Annotated in this window: 15 protein-coding genes; 6 read left to right on the forward strand and 9 right to left on the reverse strand. The window is 50.3% G+C overall.

The window, feature by feature from the left end; all coding sequences use genetic code 11:
- Nucleotides 1–257 precede the first annotated feature (257 nt).
- Nucleotides 258–497 carry a hypothetical protein gene (locus ACFPOF_RS27335; RefSeq protein WP_378138562.1) on the forward strand — a complete coding sequence of 80 codons (240 nt, stop codon included), beginning with the start codon at nt 258–260 and terminating at the stop codon, nt 495–497.
- Nucleotides 498–834: 337 nt separating this feature from the next.
- Here the strand turns inward: ACFPOF_RS27335 and ACFPOF_RS27340 are convergent, their stop codons facing one another.
- From ACFPOF_RS27340 to ACFPOF_RS27350, 3 genes are all read right to left on the reverse strand, one after another.
- A complete protein-coding gene (locus tag ACFPOF_RS27340; protein WP_378138563.1) occupies nt 835–2,061 on the reverse strand; it encodes an epoxide hydrolase family protein in 1,227 nt (408 codons plus the stop codon).
- 12 nt (nt 2,062–2,073) lie between these two features.
- Nucleotides 2,074–2,520: a MarR family winged helix-turn-helix transcriptional regulator gene (locus tag ACFPOF_RS27345; RefSeq protein WP_378138564.1), complete on the reverse strand. Its 447-nt coding sequence runs from the start codon at nt 2,518–2,520 to the stop codon at nt 2,074–2,076.
- Between the two features lie 111 nt (nt 2,521–2,631).
- On the reverse strand, nt 2,632–3,828 hold the full coding sequence (locus tag ACFPOF_RS27350; protein ID WP_378138565.1) for an oxalate decarboxylase family bicupin: 1,197 nt from the start codon (nt 3,826–3,828) through the stop codon (nt 2,632–2,634).
- A gap of 327 nt (nt 3,829–4,155) precedes the next feature.
- Between ACFPOF_RS27350 and ACFPOF_RS27355 the strand changes: the two genes are divergently transcribed.
- The gene (locus tag ACFPOF_RS27355) at nt 4,156–7,038 is read left to right on the forward strand and encodes a hybrid sensor histidine kinase/response regulator (protein ID WP_378138566.1); all 2,883 of its coding nucleotides are present in this window, start codon (nt 4,156–4,158) and stop codon (nt 7,036–7,038) included.
- A gap of 5 nt (nt 7,039–7,043) precedes the next feature.
- Here ACFPOF_RS27355 and ACFPOF_RS27360 read toward each other — a convergent pair whose 3' ends face one another.
- Nucleotides 7,044–7,391, reverse strand: a complete 348-nt coding sequence (locus ACFPOF_RS27360; protein WP_378138567.1) for a winged helix-turn-helix transcriptional regulator — start codon at nt 7,389–7,391, stop codon at nt 7,044–7,046.
- A gap of 126 nt (nt 7,392–7,517) precedes the next feature.
- On the opposite strand from ACFPOF_RS27360, the gene ACFPOF_RS27365 reads away from it, so the two are divergent.
- Nucleotides 7,518–8,744, forward strand: a complete 1,227-nt coding sequence (locus ACFPOF_RS27365; RefSeq protein WP_378138568.1) for an RNA polymerase sigma factor — start codon at nt 7,518–7,520, stop codon at nt 8,742–8,744.
- Nucleotides 8,745–8,769: 25 nt separating this feature from the next.
- Here ACFPOF_RS27365 and ACFPOF_RS27370 read toward each other — a convergent pair whose 3' ends face one another.
- Complete coding sequence (locus tag ACFPOF_RS27370) at nt 8,770–9,936, reverse strand: MFS transporter (RefSeq protein ID WP_378138569.1); 1,167 nt, start codon at nt 9,934–9,936, stop codon at nt 8,770–8,772.
- Nucleotides 9,937–10,198: 262 nt separating this feature from the next.
- Between ACFPOF_RS27370 and ACFPOF_RS27375 the strand changes: the two genes are divergently transcribed.
- Nucleotides 10,199–10,777 carry a TetR/AcrR family transcriptional regulator gene (locus ACFPOF_RS27375; protein WP_378138570.1) on the forward strand — a complete coding sequence of 193 codons (579 nt, stop codon included), beginning with the start codon at nt 10,199–10,201 and terminating at the stop codon, nt 10,775–10,777.
- A gap of 68 nt (nt 10,778–10,845) precedes the next feature.
- On the opposite strand, the gene ACFPOF_RS27380 is transcribed toward ACFPOF_RS27375, so the two are convergent.
- From ACFPOF_RS27380 to ACFPOF_RS27390, 3 genes are all read right to left on the reverse strand, one after another.
- Complete coding sequence (locus tag ACFPOF_RS27380) at nt 10,846–11,346, reverse strand: GNAT family N-acetyltransferase (protein WP_378138571.1); 501 nt, start codon at nt 11,344–11,346, stop codon at nt 10,846–10,848.
- 763 nt (nt 11,347–12,109) lie between these two features.
- Nucleotides 12,110–12,733 carry a HEAT repeat domain-containing protein gene (locus tag ACFPOF_RS27385; RefSeq protein ID WP_378138572.1) on the reverse strand — a complete coding sequence of 208 codons (624 nt, stop codon included), beginning with the start codon at nt 12,731–12,733 and terminating at the stop codon, nt 12,110–12,112.
- 28 nt (nt 12,734–12,761) lie between these two features.
- Nucleotides 12,762–13,694: a VanZ family protein gene (locus ACFPOF_RS27390; RefSeq protein WP_378138573.1), complete on the reverse strand. Its 933-nt coding sequence runs from the start codon at nt 13,692–13,694 to the stop codon at nt 12,762–12,764.
- A 111-nt stretch (nt 13,695–13,805) separates the two neighbouring features.
- On the opposite strand from ACFPOF_RS27390, the gene ACFPOF_RS27395 reads away from it, so the two are divergent.
- Nucleotides 13,806–15,263 (forward strand): alpha/beta hydrolase family protein, encoded by a 1,458-nt coding sequence (locus ACFPOF_RS27395; protein WP_378138574.1) that lies wholly within the window; start codon nt 13,806–13,808, stop codon nt 15,261–15,263.
- Between the two features lie 7 nt (nt 15,264–15,270).
- Here ACFPOF_RS27395 and mprF read toward each other — a convergent pair whose 3' ends face one another.
- Nucleotides 15,271–17,880, reverse strand: a complete 2,610-nt coding sequence (gene mprF / locus ACFPOF_RS27400; RefSeq protein ID WP_378138575.1) for a bifunctional lysylphosphatidylglycerol flippase/synthetase MprF — start codon at nt 17,878–17,880, stop codon at nt 15,271–15,273.
- A 231-nt stretch (nt 17,881–18,111) separates the two neighbouring features.
- On the opposite strand from mprF, the gene ACFPOF_RS27405 reads away from it, so the two are divergent.
- Nucleotides 18,112–18,744 carry a TetR/AcrR family transcriptional regulator gene (locus ACFPOF_RS27405; protein WP_378138576.1) on the forward strand — a complete coding sequence of 211 codons (633 nt, stop codon included), beginning with the start codon at nt 18,112–18,114 and terminating at the stop codon, nt 18,742–18,744.
- The last annotated feature ends 5 nt before the right edge of the window (nt 18,745–18,749 follow it).

Raw genomic sequence — 18,749 nt, forward strand, 5'->3', positions numbered from 1 at the left:
AGCTATGCCGAAGCGCTCTGGTGAGAGGCTTCGGCACCACTTAAAAAAGTGACATTTTCTCGGACGAGTTAGGGTGACATTTTCTCAGAAGTTTGACAGAGAAAAAGTGAGAATGAGCGACATAGCGAGAGTCACCCTCTGATGCTTGCCGAATAAGAATGGATTTCCGAATATGATGACTGATACCGCATTTTCCAATTCATCCGGACTCACGTAAAATTTGCTTCAGGTTGATGAAAAGCGGGAGGATGGGCTGCATGAACAGCGTGGACAAAATCCGATTTGTACTGCTTTACGGGGAAACGCCTGAGGAGCATTGTTGCGGGTATATGGAGTTGGATCAGGACGGCCATATGGTTGCGCTCTATAATAAGTATGGAGAAGAAATTGATTTGTACGGCGGGCACGAATTCGTCAAGGTGCAAACGATTGGCCGATTCGATAACGAAGACCGCGATCATTTTTACGACTTATTAGAGAGAGACGGCGTCGGATAATGTGGAGCGTAAGGAAAAATCGTCAGTGGATATTTGCGACTTTGTAATTAGTTGCATAAATGACATTTGTATTATCCACTTCAGCCTAATTGTGAGCAACTGGGCTGAAACAAGTGACCTTACTGCAATTATTCCGCTGAAAATCGAGGAAAAGCTGAAATGAGTTGATCTTTATACACTTAGACGATTATACGGTTATTCGCTCATGAAGAACAACGCATTCCACGTCCTTCTCGACGCCGGAGTAGCTTTATTCCGGCAAGAATAAACGTGAAACTTATACTTTTTGAATCGTTAAATAAGGCCATCCCCTTCGGGATAGCCTTGGACGAACCGCTTATCGCCTACCACGGAAAGTGCGGCGTAAATCATCAACCCACTGATCCGGAATCTCCCACGGGATGAAGTGTCCTCCATGCTCATGGGCTGTAACGTTCACGTGATTGTACCAGGCGGCGCGGTCGCTCTCGAGAAAATTTTGCACGCGATTGGCCGTCGTGATCCCTGGCGGATTCTCATAGCCTACGAAGGTGATGCCGGTCGGCGCCTCAATGACTGGCCAGCGATCGTGATCAGGGGTCCACGGATAACGGTTATTATTGGCGTAGATACGCATAGAAGTTTCAATGGCGTTGTTAACCCAGTAGATAGTCGCGTGGGTAAGGATGTCATCTTTCGAGAAAACATTCTCGACGTTGCCTTTGTTATCGCTCCACTTCGCCCATCGTTCCAATATCCACGCGAGCATCCCCGCCGGCGAATCGCTCAGGCCATACGCGAGTGTACCGGGACCGAGAACGTGCACGGCGAGATGCGATGCAAACCTCCGGTCGAACTCCAATATTTTCAGGCGGATGCTTTCAGGAATGTTATCGGGAATTGGCCGGCCTCCGGAAAAATCCCAAGCGCGATCACCGTTAAAAAAGTTAAGCTTCAGAGCGGATCCGATATGGATGGCGTATAGCTCGTCTCGATATTTGTGTCCTAACTGACCGGTCACGAGAGCGCCTACGTCGCATCCCGCCGCTGCGTATTTCGTATAACCTAGCGTATCGGTCATTAACGAATGCCATAGATCGGCGATTTTCCAGAAATTCATGTCAGGGTTGTTCGGCAGCGGCGTAGAAAATCCGAACCCAGGCAACGAGGGCACGATGACGTCGAATGCTTCAGCCGGATCGCCCCCGAACGCGCCAGGATCTGATAACGGATCGATGACTTTGGACCAATGCCAGAATGTCCAAGGCCAACCATGGGACAAAATTAAAGGCACAGGGTTGGGCCCAACGCCCGGTTTACGCATAAAGTGCACCGGAACACCATCAATATTTACTTGATAGTGCTCATAAGCGTTAATTGCCCGCTCCGCTTTGCGCCAGTCAAACTCGTTAACCCAGTAGTCGACGAGCTCCTCGAGATAGCTCCGACTAACCCCGTAAAACCCATCGTCATTTCCGGCGTCAACCGGCCATCTCGTGGACTGCAGACGATTGCGCAAATCCGTCAGAACTTCATCCGATACCCGGATCGGTCTAGGCTCCAACTCGAATGAACCTGTTTCCATCCCTATTCCCCCTTACGAATCGGTTCCGATTTCAACTACGCGTCTCAATGCAGGAATTGCCGCTGCGATCGCCTGCTTCTCCTCCGGAGCGAGTCCTTCCATAAACTTCGATAGATGGTCGATGCGCTCCGAGCGGCGGGAATCAATGACATGCGTTCCCTTCGCTGTAATGTGCACTTGAACGACTCGACCATCGCTCGGATCCGGCCTGCGTTCGACAAGCCCGTCCCGTTCAAGACGAGTCACCAACTGCGTCATTCCCGACTGCGTCACTTGTTCGCTTGCCGTCAACTCCGTTAGCCGCATGGGACTCTTCCGAGATAAAGTATGCAGGACTGACAGTGTCGTAAAGCTCAGCTTTTCAATAGAAGGTAGCCTAATGATCATTCTCGTTAAATCTTCAAATACCATCGCGAAGTCGGCAACATTTAGCTCTTTAGGGTCTTTGTTAGGTTCCATGGGGAAATTATAACACGAATTTATATAAGCATCTAATATAAATCAGATTATTTCCCCATCCCGCTGCGGTACTCGCTCGGCGTAGCGCCACGAATGATGCACATTTCCTGATTATTGATCTGCCTCCCGCGGGTAGTACGTAAAGCCCGGATGTTTAACGATAAATTGTTTTTCTTTTTTCAAAGCGCTTATGAAATCCGGCCCCACATGCAAATTCTGCTGCACGATCTGTTGGGGCGTGAGCGCCATCCACTGATTTAAAGAGACGTCTTCAAAGCGGTCGCTCTGGAACATCTCCAATGCCCACACGCTTTGTGTGCCTGTGTTCTGAATGTAGTGTCCGAAGGCTCGCGGCACATAGCCAACATCCCCTGCGCGATAATCGAAAGTTCGAGCTGTACCATTCGGCGCCATAACTGTCATTCTCGCCGTACCCGAAATATAATACTGCCATTCGTCATTGTTCGGATGCCAGTGCATTTCTCTCATCGCGCCCGGTTTGATCTCCAGTAAAGATGCGGCTATTTGAGTCGATATCGGAAAATTGTTCGAATCGACAATACGTACCGTACTTCCTCCGGGGGTCACAATCGGGTCCTGCGCGAGCAATCGGTGCGAGAAACTTAAGGGTATTGTCCCCTGCGGATCAGTTACTTGCTGGCTTTCAATCGGACCGGGAACGGCTGATTGGAAAATGTACAACTGATGCGTCGGAATATGGTCAAAGGCGCTCGCTGGCACTCCAAAATTGGCAGATAAGACATCCTTCGGCGTATGAGCGAACCAGTCGGAGATCGATAACGTGTTCAGGTCGGAGAAGCTGCCGTCCGGGAACACCAGCAGAAATTCGCAGCCTTCCTCCAGTCCTTGAATCGAGTGCGGGATGCCCGGCGGGAAGTACCACAGGTCGCCCACGCCGATGTCGGCAATAAAGTTCCTCCCGTTCTGATCGACAGACGTAATGCGCGCACGCCCCACAAGCACGATTGCCCATTCCGCCTGCTGATGCCAATGTAGCTCACGCACGCCGCCTGGAGTTAGAGCCATATTCACGCCGGCAATCGTGGTCGCGATCGGAAGTTGTCTAACCGTCACTTCCCTTGACCAGCCGCCGTGATTTAACTGCATGTTTGTATCGGAAAAAGAGAACTTCAGGTTAGGAAGCGATCCGGCATCGGTGACAGGAGAAACAAGCATGTTCGGGTTCTCCTTGTCTCGCATGACGTCCCGCGGTCCAAAATCCCACCAACCGGCGCCATCGTTCCTTATCGGTTGCGGGACATCGCCATAATTCGCGTCATTGACCAACTGTTTTACACCCCGCGTTCTATACGCTTCATACTCGTCACTGGTTAAGTGCCTATGTTACGTTATGAATAGGGGTTGAATTTAGCAACTTGGCCCGCACCATCGACTTAAGTCAAATCATCCCTTGCAGGAACTATCCATCAACTGTCGAAATAGGATTTTATGAAAACAAAGAAAATCCTACTAATTCTGGGCGTATATCTGCTGTTGATAACGGGGGTCCGCCTTCTTTGGGTCGCCTGGATATATCCGCCCTCCCATCCCAATGCCCTTCAAGGCTCCATCGATCTCACCTCATGGGACTATTCATCGAATAAGGCAATTCCTTTGAATGGCGGATGGGAATTTTACCCGTACGCGTTTTACGCGACTGAACATGGAACGATGTCAGCACGCCCGCAGCCCGATTATGTCCAAGTGCCGGGCAACTGGGGGAAATCGTTAAATCCGGCAGGACATTCGCCGATCGGCTATGGCTCATACCGGCTTCTTATTCATATCCATGCCGACAAGAAGCAACTGCTCGGCATTCGAGTGCCTGCTATCCCTACCGCTTCCGAGCTATATATTAATGGGCATTTGTTGGCCCATTCCGGAATTCCGGGGAAGGACGCCGATTCTTTCACAGCGCGCAAAGTACCTTATCACGCCAATTTCCTCCCCGATGGGGATACTTTAGAAGTTGTCATCCAGGTTGCCAATTATTACGACTATTACAAGGGAGGTCTCACTTCTCCCGTCCTTTTCGGTTCTCAACAAGCGATTGAGGAGAACGTATGGTTTTCTCGCAGCATGCAGATGCTTGTTTGCGCCGTCCTGTTCATTCACGCCCTCTATGCTTGTCTGCTTCTTTTCATAATCGGTCGGACTCCCGGACTATTAAGCTTCTTTATGTTAATCGTCAGCGCCATGATCTCCATTCTTATCGATAATGAACGATTGCTGATCGTCTGGTTGCCGATCAACTACGATTGGGTGATCCGACTGTTCCATCTCTCCTATCTCGGCATCATCTACTTCTTGTTTAAACATGCAGCGCTGCTTATGGCGGAACGCTCAACAACCAACCGATACCGCTGGTTCAATTACATCTGCTTACTTTATGTCAGCCTTATTTTGTTTCTCCCTTCGCAACCCTTATTTAAAATGGGTTATTTCAACATTCCTTTATTCCTATTTACGATGGTGGCCGTTCCAACATTGGCGCTTCGCTCCGCTCAAAAAGGCAACCGCGATGCCATATTCCTGCTTATTGGAGGCATTACGATTTCCATCAACGCGTTATGGGGTATCGTTAATTCATTTAACTTTTCCGGAATCGACTATTATCCGTTCGACTTCATATTCGCCGTCATAGCTGTAGCCGGATATTGGTTCAAGCACCACAGCAACTCTATAACATCGTTGAAGCTCCTCACCGGGAAGTTGCAAACAGCCGACAAGCGTAAGGATGAATTTCTTGCTCATACGTCTCATGAGCTTCGCAACCCGCTCCATGGCATGCTTAACATTGCTCAAGCGGTGCTCGATGATGAAACCGACCGACAGCAGAGCAGACATAAGGAAAGCCTGCAATTGCTTATTTCCGTCGGACGTAGAATGTCTTTCCAGCTTAACGACCTGCTCGATATCAGCCGACTCAAGGACAATGCCATTCACATTCAGCCCGCTCCCGTCTACTTGCAGACCGTGGTTCCCGGCGTCATTGACATGCTGGGTTTCATGTCGGAAGGAAAGCCGATCCGGATCGTCAACGAAATCCCGGAGGCATTCCCCCCGGTGCAGGCGGACGAGAATCGGCTGATCCAAATTTTATTTAACCTTCTGCATAACGCCGTCAAATTTACGATGCAAGGCCATGTCGAACTTCGCGCTACTGTACAGAATGGCTATGCGCGTATAGCCATCTCGGATACAGGCATCGGGATTGACCATGCGATGATTCAAAACATCTTCCTCCCCTACGAACAAGCCGATTCGAGCGTAACTTCGTTAGGCGGCGGCATCGGGCTTGGACTAAGCGTGTGCAAGCAGCTTGTCGAGCTGCAGGGAGGTACGATTTACGCTGAATCCGTTCCCGATCGCGGATCCACTTTTATCTTTACGATGCCGCTTGCGATGATGGCAGACAAGACGGCAGGCGACCATTCTTCGGCGGAAGCTGCAGCAGCCATGGAGACCAATAGTATCGAATTGCCGGAAGCCAGCGAGCCAACATCTCCCATCATCGATAAAATTCGCATCCTGGCAGTGGACGATGATCCGATCAATTTGCGCGTACTGACTCATGCACTGGCTTCCGAGCCTTATATGATCAGCACAGCAACAAGCGGAAATGAGGCTATTGAGCTATTGGATACGGCCAGGTGGGACATGATGATTATCGACGTCATGATGCCCGGCATGTCCGGCTATGATCTGACCCAGAGAGTCCGACAACGTTATTCGCTAGCGGAGCTCCCCGTACTTCTGCTTACGGCGCGCAGCCAGCCGGAGGATATCCAATCCGGCTTCCTCGCGGGGGCCAACGACTATATTATTAAACCGACGAATACGATGGAGCTGAAATCGAGAATTCGAGCGCTTACCGATCTGACGCGGGCTGTCCGCGATCGTATGTCTATGGAGGCGGCGTGGTTGCAGGCGCAGATCAAGCCGCATTTCTTCTTCAACACGCTGAACTCCATTGTTGCGCTAAGCGATATCGATATGCAGCGAATGCGCAATCTTGCAGATGCATTCAGCTTATATTTGCAAGCCAGCTTCGACTTTAAGAATTCGGACAAGCTTGTGACCTTGAGTAGCGAATTGGAATTAGTAAAAGCCTATTTGTCGATTGAGAGGGAACGGTTTGAGGATCGCGTTCAAGTGCAGTGGGATGTACAAGCATCCTGGGAAACGCTCATACCGCCTTTATCCATTCAGCCTCTCGTTGAGAACGCAGTACGTCATGGCATTCTGAGGAAAGTACAGGGAGGCACAATCCTCATCCGGCTAATCGATCGTGAAGATAGCATCGAGGTTAACATTCAGGATGACGGCGTGGGAATGGACGAGGAGACCACCCGCCGCATTCTGGCTTACGGTTCTGCGAAAGGGGTCGGGCTGATCAATACCGATCAGCGGCTGAAGCAGCTTTACGGGCAGGGGTTAATGATTGAGAGCAGGCTTAACGAAGGCACCATCGTTTCTTTCCGGGTATTGAAGTAGCCTGCTTATGCTTCTTTACCCCTCTCGATATCGTTCCGGAGGTATGCACCGTGCTCCTGCGTCCAGTTCCACATCGCTTCAAAAATAGGCTGCAGCGCCTTCCCGCTCTCCGTAAATTCATATTCGACGTGTAAGGGCACGCCAGGATAAAGAGTACGGGTAACAAGACCTTTCTCCTCTAACAGCCGCAAACGGTCTGTCAGTGTTTTCGGGCTTATCGGATGCAGCTTACGACGGAGTTCCCCGAATCGCTTCGTCCCATTAAGCAGTTCGAATAAGAGGAGAAGCGTCCATTTGCCGTCCAAAAGCTCCAGAATCGGCTCAACGACGCCAGGACAGGATCGATCGATCATCGCAATCACTCCATAGTTCATTTTTTGAAACTATTGCATTTATATGTATCTACTTCTCAAATGTATCACAGGCCAATTATGATGTAAATCAAGAACCCACTTTGAAGTAGGCAGGTACATAATCCTATGACAGATGCCCATAACACGATCGAAGAGACTGCGCGCGATGCTTACGGAAGGTTAATTTCATATTTGACCCTGAACTGGCGGGATATTGATGCTGTAGAGGATGCATTGGCGGATGCTTTCGTTGCCGCCTTAGAATCGTGGCCGAGGGCCGGCATTCCAGATCAACCGTTATCTTGGCTGCTTAAGGTAGCCAAGAGGAAGCTGATCGACCGCGCCCGCCGCGAACGTGTATCCGAACGAGCGATGCCTGCGTTGATCGCCTTGTCGGAAGAGTCCCAACAGATGTCGGCTACTGACACTGCATTTCCCGATGAGCGGTTAAACATGCTATTTCTTTGCACACACCCAGCCATCGATCCGGCGATACGAACACCGCTTATGCTTCAGACCGTGCTCGGAATGGATGCCGCTCGCATTGCGTCCGCATTCGTTGTCAAACCTTCTACGATGGGGCAACGCCTTACTCGTGCTAAAGCCAAAATCCGTACCGAACGTCTGACGTTCGTCATGCCCGATGCCGAGGAATTGCCTAGCCGTTTAGATGCCGTTCTTGAAGCCATTTATGCCGTATACGGCAGCGGATGGGACGATTGGACAGGCGTAGATCCCCGAAGGAAGGGATTGGTTCACGAGGCCATTTATCTTGGCAAGCTTCTTGCGGGTTATTTGCCTGACGAGCCTGAAGTGCAAGGCCTCCTGGCTCTTATGCTGCATTGCGAGGCCCGGAGAGAAGCTCGGATGGATGCATCGGGAAGTTATGTTCCTCTGTTCGAACAGGATACGGCACGTTGGTCAACTGACATGATCGGGGAAGCGGAACAACGTCTTCGAATAGCCGCTCAAGCCAACAAGATTGGGCGATTCCAACTGTTGGCGGCGATACAATCGGTGCATGCCCAGCGAGTGCGCACTGGGGTCATCGAATGGAAAGAAATCGCCTTGCTATATGAGGGGCTCGCCCAACTTAGCCCTACGATTGGCGTGCTAGTCGGACGAGCTGCTGCTGTTGCGGAAGGATATGGCATGGAACGGGGATTTGCATTGCTGGAATCTATGCCTCGTGATAAAGTCGAGAGTTATCAGCCTTATTGGGCGCTAACAGCCCACTTGCACAGACAATTGGGGAGACGCGAGGAAGCGCGTTCGGCATATAGTCGTGCCATTGGACTTTGCGAGGATCCGTCTATTCGGCAATTTTTATATGAACAAGCTAATCGAATCTGAAATTATTCTCAAGGGCTCGGCCGAATCAAGCCCCTTTCCTCTTCTCTGTCGCAAAGTAAAGCATAGCAACGATCGGAAAAGCGATTCCGATCCATAACGTCTTACTCCACCCACCCGAGGCGTATGCCCATCCCCCTATCGATGAGCCGGCAGCACCGCCGATAAAGAAAATCGCCATGAACAGCCCATTCAGACGACTGCGAATTTCCGGACTTAATGAGAAGATCGCCCGTTGTCCGAGGACAAGATTGGCGGATACGCCGGCATCTAACAAGATGGCCGAAATCACTAGAACGGCAATTCCGACGGGAGAACTCCCCCCGATCAGAAGTGGCAACAGGACGGAGATGATAACAGTAGAGAGTGCGATCCAAGTTGCCGGTCTAGTCCAGCCACGGTCAGCTAACCGTCCAACCACAGGCGCAGCCACCGCACCGGCCACTCCTACAAGCGCGAACAAGGCAACGGCTTTTTGAGAAAAGTGATAACCCGGACCCGTCAACAACAATGGAGCCGTTGTCCAAAACAAGCTGAAAGTCGCAAACACGCAGGCATGATAGGCGGCACGACGGCGCAAGACCGGGGTTGTTCGCAGCAAGTGCCACATAGAACCCAGCAGCGCCGTATAGCGGGTATCCGCCGACGGCCTTCTTGCAGGCAATACTTTCATGAGTAAGATCGCTAAAATCACGATTGATACGGCAGACACGGCGAATATCGCATGCCAGCCAAAGAAGTCTGCCGCCAGACTCGACAACGGCCGCGAGAGCATAATCCCCAGCAACAAGCCGCTCATGACATTACCGACAACCCGGCCGCGTGAAGATTCGGGTGCAAGGTAGGATGCATAAGGGACGAGCACTTGCGCCGCGACCGCCCCCACGCCGATGACAAGCGATGCGGACAAGAACAGGATAGCCTGTTTCAACACCGCAGCGGCAACAAGGGCAACCGATGTGAGCAGTAAGGACACGACGATCAGCTTTCGATTTTCAACGAGATCCCCCATCGGCACGACAAACAGCAAGCCGACGACGTAACCAATCTGTGTCAGCGTTACGATTAGGCCGGCAGTGCCCGAAGACATCCCGATGGAAGAAGAGATGATCCCGATCAACGGTTGCGCGTAGTAAAGATTCGCTACAATCATTCCGCACGCGGTTGCCAGAAGCAGGGTCAACCACGCGGGCATCTCCTTCCCTACTGCTTGATTTTTTCCTCCAGCTACTTCGGCTACTTCGGCTACTTCAATCCCAACGTTTCTCTCCTCATTAAGAACTCCTCCTATTTTTAATACTGAACGTTTAGTTTATTAATTGCTAAGGAAATAATAAACTGTTCGTTTAGTTTTGTAAATAGGCAGTTTCGATTTTCTTTTTTTTCGCCAAACGGTATACTGTACGTATAGTTTATATTTAGGCACCCCATCACGATGGCGAAAGGCGATGATGTCGATGCAGGGCAAGAGAGGGCGGCCGCGTAATGTCGAAGCGCAGAATTCTATCCTTTCCGCATCTTACGAGTTGTTAGTGGAACATGGCTTTGCAGCGGTTACGGTCGATAAAATCGCCGAACGTGCGCAAGTGAGCAAAGCAACGATTTATAAATGGTGGCCCAACAAGGCTGCCGTAGTCATGGATGGTTTTCTTTATGCTTCCAAGGCCAGGTTACCCCTGCCGGATACGGGTTCGGCGTTAAAAGATATTCTCGTTCACGCTACGAATCTGGCCCTGTTTCTGACCAGTCGGGAAGGGATCATCATTACGGAGCTATTAGGAGAAGGGCAATTTGATTCCGGATTGGCGGAAGCCTATCGGGAGCGATATTTCCGCCCCCGCCGGCTTGAGGGAAGGAATCTGCTCGAGAAGGGAATTGAACGCGGGGAATTGAAACAAGACCTCGACATTGAAGTAAGCATCGATCTCATATACGGACCGATCTTCTACCGCTTGCTTGTGACCGGCGAGAAATTGGACGAATCCTATGTGCAGCATCTGGTGACCAGCGCATTTGAAGGAATCCGGTCTAGGTAGATCTACAAATGTCTTAGGAGCACTCATCGGGATTGACGATACCATATTGGAGCAGCAGTTCTAGGGTCTTATTGTCCATGATGACTCTCCTGATACAGCCGCAATACGGTTATTGGCTCGTTGTGGCAGATTTCGCCGTTCTCACGGAAACCGAAGCTTTCGTAAAGCTTTTTGGCGACCAAGTTATCTGCCTCATAACAAGTCCAACAGTAATTTGCAGGCCCTGCCGGAAGGGTGCGAATAAATTCCAAAATTCTTTCCATGGCTTCCCGCCCGTAACCCCGATTCTGGTATTCCTTGCCAATCATTAGACGCAGGATGCAATAGCTGTCGTGAGCGATCGAGGGAAGGTCGTAACCGGTGATTCCATAAGTCAACATAACGAAACCTACCGGCAGCTCATCCGAGTAAATAGCAAATGGAAACGGATGTCCCCCATTGGTCGCAAGGACATAACACGAAGCTACGCTTGAAAGATTGGACGCAACGAAACGCCGTTGTTCTTCTGATACTTCTAAGTTAAATATGTCACGACGGTTTTCCAGCGTGATTTTTCTGAGCGTAATCATGAGGATCTTCTCCCTTAAGTTCTTATGATTTGCGCCGCGGTCGCATAAATAACATACGATTTATCCAATAAAAGTTATAGACTTATGTTGATTATTTTTATAAAATATCATGTATCCATGGCATTTTTAGGGGTGTCGGATTGCCTGTGGCACAGTTCACTCCATTTTATATAAGGGCTGTCTCAAAAGTTTCTCATGACTCGGAAATATCACCGTTCATACTCGAAAGGACCTCAAATTCCACTGCAAAGCGTGTGGGGATTGAGGTCCTTTTTCTCTACGAGGGCCAATCGACTAACAAATCGCAATTGTGCCGCGAACGAGTCGACCGACTGACAATTGAATGGACGAATTCGGTTGAAAATTCATACAAAATCGGGAAGATCGGCAACTGAATGACGTATCTGGATGAAAATTCATACAAAATCGAGCGGATCAGTAACTAGGCGGACGTATTTGGATTAAAATTCATACAAAATCGAGCGGATCAGTAACTAGGCGGACGTATTTGGATGGAAATTCATACAAAGTCGTGCCTATCGGCAATTGGCTTTTGGGACAGCCCCTGCATTAGCTTGATACGTTTATCAGCCCGGCTTTCTTCAGCATCCGTTGTACGATGGCTGCTGTTAAGCCATATTGTCATCGAACACCGCACCATTAAACAAATAACTGCTTATTTTCCCACGACATCATAGAGATACATATAAGCACAAAATAGCCCCGTCCTCTCAGGGACGGAGCTAATCCGCGATATCGCTAACTAACCTAACTTCTTATAAATCTGTTTGACTCTCTTCAGCTGGGCGGCGGTTAGTTCTGGCTCTCTTCGACGCAAGACACTTAGAAAGTCCTCTTTGTTATCATCTGTTACGGCAACAAGCGTGCTTTCAGAGTGCTGTGGAACTTCCTTCGATCTGCAGTTGGCCAGGTGATCAAGCAAGAAGGGGAAAACCTCATCATTGTTGCTCTTACTGACGGCTGCCAGCTTCGCAAGCGTTACAACGCCTTTATCCACCGTAATCACCGAGCCCAACTTCATCGCTCTTTGCACGGTGTTAAGATGAGCCATCATCGTTTCCGACGCGGCCTCAGCAATCGTTGCCAACGCCGTCATGCCGCCCCACACCAAACGGTTATCGCGGCTTGTTAGCAGCTCGATGAAAGTCTGCGCATACTTGCTGATGAGCTCGGGTTTAACTTCACCGATCTCGTACGCGACTTTGATGCAATCATGCTGGATGGCTTTATTCTTGCAAGCAAGGTTCTCGATAATTTCCTCTATCCCTGCATGATCTTCCTCATTAGCTAACCGATGCGCCAGTTCAATATTCGGCTCTTCATCGTTTCGACCTAGTTGGGAAGCCAGTAAGCTCACTATGGACATCAAGATCCCTCACTTCTTTTGAAATTCTCTAATTCCAAACAAATTTCATCTCTCTATATCCAACATCCCACAGTTTCTCATTTCCTTCAACCGTAATCGTGAGTTCCTTCGCATGTTCGAGATAAAGGCCGAACATCTCCGGTTCGCGACTTTGATGTTCCGCAGACGTAGACAGGTACTCATGCCCATCGACGGAAACCGTTAATCTCCCCTGAAACTCCTCCTGATCGGGGATTCCGTAATTCATGTAGAAATAAAGCTCCTTTTTGTCAATCGTATACGTGTAGGTTTCAATCCTTTTGCCTTCGGTGCTATAAACATGATATTGGGGTTCTACGTCTTGACCGCCGACTTTGAAAGGGTATGGTTTCGTTCCCGTGGATGTATTCCCGCTGCTATCTTTCAGTTCGTTAAGCGCGACGAAGGAGCCTAATTCTTGGGTAAATGCCTTGTCCGCAATCCCGAACACTCCCCACACCCCGATCATAAGAACAACAGCGGAAATGCCCGTAACGAAAATATTTCTCCTGATATTTGAGGTGCGAAAGCCAAGCTTGTACGCTCCGAATCCAAGCGCTGCTCCTAGCGAGTTTTGAATGGCGTCATTCACATCAAAGCTGCCGAGCAATGAGAGTGCCTGAATGGTTTCGATGATGAGAATAGACAGGATGAACAAGGTAATGAATCTAATAAAGCTGATTCGATATAGCAAAGGAATCAACAAGCCAAACGGGATGAATGCTGCAATATTTCCAATATCAACCAAGTCCATCAGAGTAGGATGAAGAAGATCTGACAGGTTTGGCACCCTGAAGAAACTGTCCGGTACTAGAATGAAGGTGTAACTGCTCACTCGGTCTACGGTTCCTGTTCTGCCGAAAGCAAGAAACAGAAAATAAAGAATGATAAGGGTATAGACGACGGTTACGGCCAAAGTAATCTTACGCTGTTGTGTAGTCATGATTTACTCCTCTATAAGATGTGCGTACAGTTCTGGTCCGATTTTGAAAAACATCCTTTACGATTATAATGGAATTACACATCCTTATCCAAGGGAAGGAACATCGAATCAATGAGGGACTGGGAATTCGTACTTCTAATGATGCAGACCGTCATAGCCATCATGGCGAATCGATCCAGTACTCTCTTGCGTATCCTTTGCCTCCTCTTGCCTGTCCCTCTGATCGTCCACTTGATCGTTGAGGGCTACCGTTGGCAGATGGTTCCCGCGTACCTATTCGTTCTCTGGGCCTTCTCGAAAGCCGCGTTGCGGATCGTAAAAGGAACGTCGTCCCGCTCCGTTGCGACCGGCCCCCGCCGCTTGAGATGGACTCTTGGGGTCGGATTACTACTAATAAGCTGGATGATTCCTTACTTGCTGCCCGTACCTTCGTTGGAAACCCCTTCAGGGGATAACCCAGTCGGCACGATCGTCTACCACTGGACCGACCGCAACCGAGTGGAACAGACTCCAGGCAAGACGGACCGTTATCGGGAGTTAAACGTCCAAATCTGGTATCCGGCTCAAACAAAGAGCGGAATGAAGCAAGCGCCTTATATTCCCGAGTTGTCCGCATTGAGCCGCTACGCAGAACAAAAGTGGCACATCCCTTCCTTTGTTCTGGACTATCTTCGCCTTGCCCGGACGCATACCTACTTAGCAAGCGGCCTGTCCAATAGTCAAAGCAAATACCCGATTATTATCCTATCCCACGGCTGGCCAGGATTCAGCTTTGCCTATCATTATTTAGTGACGGGGCTGGCAAGCAGAGGTTATGTGGTCGTTGCAATCGAGCATACGTACGGCACGCCCGCGGCTGCATTTCCCGATGGAAGCGTGGAAACCATGGGGCCGTCGCCTTCGGAATTTGACCTTCCCGCCTGGGATCGCATCATCGAAGACGTATGGTCGGAAGACGACAAGTTTGTGTTGAATCAGCTCGGGAAACTCGATGCGAATGACCCAGAAGGACAGTTCACCCATCGGCTGAATTTGGAACAAGCAGGAGTTATCGGCCATTCCTTCGGGGGCGACAATGCGCTTGCTGCCCTCCGCAAAGACAAGAGGTTTAAAGCGGGGATTAGCATGGACGGTTCCTTTTATGGGGATGACAAGACGCCGCTTTCCGCAGAACAGTCCTTTCTATGGATGTGCACCGATAAATACGTCAACCGGATGGGTCTGCCGGAACCGAGCAGCAAACAGTTGTCCGACGCAGGGATGTCGAAGGTGACTTATGACCGTTGGGTAGCGGACTTCCATCGCAGAAGAACCCAAGCGATGGCCGAAGGCGGACAAGTGTTGCAATTACATGGCGCGTCTCATACGAGTTTCTCAGACAAGTATTTGTACTCGCCGATTACGCAATGGGCAGCCAAAGCGCCAAACCCACACCAGAGTCATCGAACGATTCTGAAATACGTCGTTGCGTTCTTTGACGAGCATTTAAAACGCGACGCACCCGGCCTGCTGGAGCAAGAAGCTCGGCAGGATGACCGGGTGCTGTTAAATCCTCCAATATTGCGCTGACTGGCCCTTATTCGCCGCTTGGCGGAGTTTTCGCAATCATGCGTGTAATCCTCCACATCAGATACGGCAGGGAGATTCCCGCGGGATACGCCAGAAATCGCGGTTCCCAGTTCGGGTCGAATTTTTCTTTATATTTACGAATTCCCGAGAAGCGGTACCATCGGTTCGCTCGGCGATAAATCTCGCGGGCTAAGCGCTCCGTCTTATGGGAGAATGTCGATTCTCCGACATTCGCCAAGGGCGCCATGCCGAGGTTAAAACGAGGGTACCCTTCGGATTTCGCCCACTCCAGCAAATGCAGGAACAAAGCATCCATAATGCCATTCGGAGCATCCTGACGATAGCGCATCAAGTCTATCGAGATCGATTGTTTGTCGTCGTATCCCGGCATCAAGTTGGCGAAAGCCAGTATTCGACCGGACGGGTCCCTAAGCAACGCGATTCCCGTACTCTGTAAATAGGATTCCTTGAACCACCCGAGCGAGAAGCCCTTCTCCTGCCGACCTTCCAGCCACTCGTCCGAGATTGCACGCAACTCATCCAGAATCAGCGAAGAAAACGGAGGCTCTATCACTTCATAACGAATGCCTTCCCGTTCATAGCGGTTTTTGACCGCCCGCAAATCCGCCTTGCTGCGCCCCGTCAGTTGAAAGGCGCCCACGTCCGTCATCCCTTCTTCCCCCAGCTTAAAGAAACGAAACCCGTTCTCGTGATACAGGGGCAAATACTCCGGGCGTACTTGATAGAAGACCGGTATGCATGCGTGATTATCAGCGTACTGCCAGAATTCCTGAACCGCTTGGCGGATGGAATCGGGCTCGCCGATCGGGTCTCCTAAAGCGACAAGAGCTTTGCCCGTTCGACGATAGGCAATAAGCGCCTTGCCATCCTTGCTCCAGAACAGGTTCTTATCGCCAAGGAACAAGAGATGCGTGACATAATTGCCTTGTTGATGCTTATCCAGCCACTGTCGCAAGCTGAGCAGTTGGAGCGCATCGGGCGGCTTGGCGACAGGCCTTCCCGGACGCAGCAGCAACCATGCGAAGATCGCAATCCATGTCAAGAACAAAGCGATAATACCGCTGCGCAAGTGCTCATGCTCGGTAATGAGATAGCGGTAGGGCATATGACGATAGAAGCGCGCGGGTGCATCTGGCACCGTATTCAAACCGACCTCGATATACAGCACCGTCATCGAAGCGGTCGTAATCAATAGCCCGGGCAGCGACCGCTTGGTCAGCACGACGTCTTTTCTGCGGAACCGGTCCTTGGACATCCACAAGAAGATCAACACCAGGGCCAGGAAGATCGCTTCTTCGACGTCCATTCCCTTGGTCAGGGAGAACATGATGCCGGCGGCAAGCATAGCCAACGTCGCGAAGTATGCCCTCCGCACTTGTTTGCGGATTCCCGTCGACAGGACGATCAGCATTAGCCCGACCAACACGGTGAAATGGTGCGATACCTTCATCGTATGAAAGGTGACCCAGTGGGTAAGCACGTGCGATCCATGAAGGAACGTTGGAACGGCCGCCGACATCAACAGAACGAATCCGCTGCTGAAGACAAGAGCGGCAAGCGCAACATTGCCGACCCCGCCCATCAACTCCCGTGTTCCCGGCCAGTTCCAAAGCGCCTGCCATCTCCTCCAGGCGGGCTTGAGCAATTCCTCCGCCACGGCGTCGCGTTGAGGGATCCATTCCACGGCTACCAACATCAAGCCGATGAACCAGGGAATAAAGTAATAGAAAACCCGGTATACCAGGATGACCGCCAAGGCTTGGTCGGCGCCGATTCCGTAAGCCGACAAGCCTGCCAGCATGACCAGATCAAAGGAACCTGCTCCGCCAGGGAGCATGCTGATCACGCCGGCGGCGGAAGCTAGGCCGAACAATCCTGCCAATTCCTGAAAAGAAAGATTGATATGCAGCAAATTGCACGCGTTCCAGAATACCCATACTGCCCCGAACCATTCCAAGACAGAGACGACAACGGCGCCGCCGATGTACAGCCATCCGACTTTTTCTTCTAATCCTATACGCCTTCCTATCCATGGAATCTTCGAAATTCCGGCGAACGTCGGCAAGTATAAGACAATGGCCACAGCGGCAATCATCAGGAGGGGGAACTCGGCTCGCAATGGCGATGGTTTGATCAACGCGAAGAAGGAAAGAACGGAAAGCCCTGTTAGCATAGAAGCAGATAGGAAGATGAGCTTCGGCAAAAACATTTCCGCGGGGCCCCCGCGTTTGCGATATAACATCAGGCGCAGGCTAGAGCCTGTCAGACCAGCGAAGCCCATTAGGTTATTGAAGCTGTTTGCGATCCAGCCCACCCTCCATAGGGTGACGATACGAAAGCGATAGCCGGCCATCCTGGTAAGAATGAAGTCATAACCGCACATGAGGGAGACCGCAATCACACTCGTTGCAAGCAGCCGGACATGGTCGGGAAACGTTAACTTGAGCACGAGATGCGCCGCGACTTCCGGCCGAATGCCGTGCATCACGTCGCGGGCTTGAAGATAGATCACTGCGATGATTGCAGCGGGAATCAGGAACTTTATCCACTTTTGGTACTTCCGCAGCCATCCTGCCGCCATAGCCAACTTGCTCATCCTCCAGTTCGAACGCAAACGATAAACCAAATAAAGAATGAATTTCATTCTCCAGAACATAAGAACTTCAACACAAAGGGCCGAGAATCCTTCCAGGAGATGGGGAGATGTTGACGTCTCTGTGTAACGGAAAAACTTTATTGACACAAATGTAACCAACGGTTATATTGTAACCAGTGGTTATGTTGTAACCGGCGGTTATAAAAATATTCCGAATCGAGGGTTGCCATCATGATGACCAGACAGAAGCTCCGTTCCGAAGAGACGAAACAAGCCATCTTGTCCGCGGCGGGAAAGCTGTTCGCCGATCGAGGTTATGATGGCGTGGCGATGAGAGAAATCGCCAAAGAAGCAGGCTGCTCCCACACCACGATCTACATTTATTTTAAGGATAAGGAAGTACTTCTGCATGCACTGTCCATGCCTCCCTTAATCGAACTGAAAGAAAACTTCGAACAACTCGTCACACAAAGCCAATTGGCGCCAGAAACAAAGCTCATTGAAATGAGCATGAGATTTATCCGCTTCTGCTTGTTACACAGATCCATTTACTCGGTTGTTTTTATTGCCAAAGGGGAAAGAGTGGACAAAGAGCAGCAGGATCTCGAAATTAACGAGACCCGCGTTGCCTTATTCAAACAGCTCGGCCAAGTGCTTCAAGACGTTCTTCCCTTGCCGCTGGGCGAGGAGCGCTTACTGCAATTCAATCGAATTTATTTCTTTATGCTGCACGGTATCGTAAGCACGTACTCTCATACTGAAGAGCCTCTGACGGACATCATGGACCGCCTAAGCTCAACTTTCGAGACCGCTTTTGACGCACTTCTTAACGGATTCAAATTAAAAATGACTAACGGAGGATGATGAAA

Origin of the sequence: Cohnella soli (genome assembly GCF_042655525.1) — a bacterium.
In the GTDB taxonomy this organism is placed as follows: Bacteria; Bacillota; Bacilli; order Paenibacillales; family Paenibacillaceae; genus Cohnella; species Cohnella soli.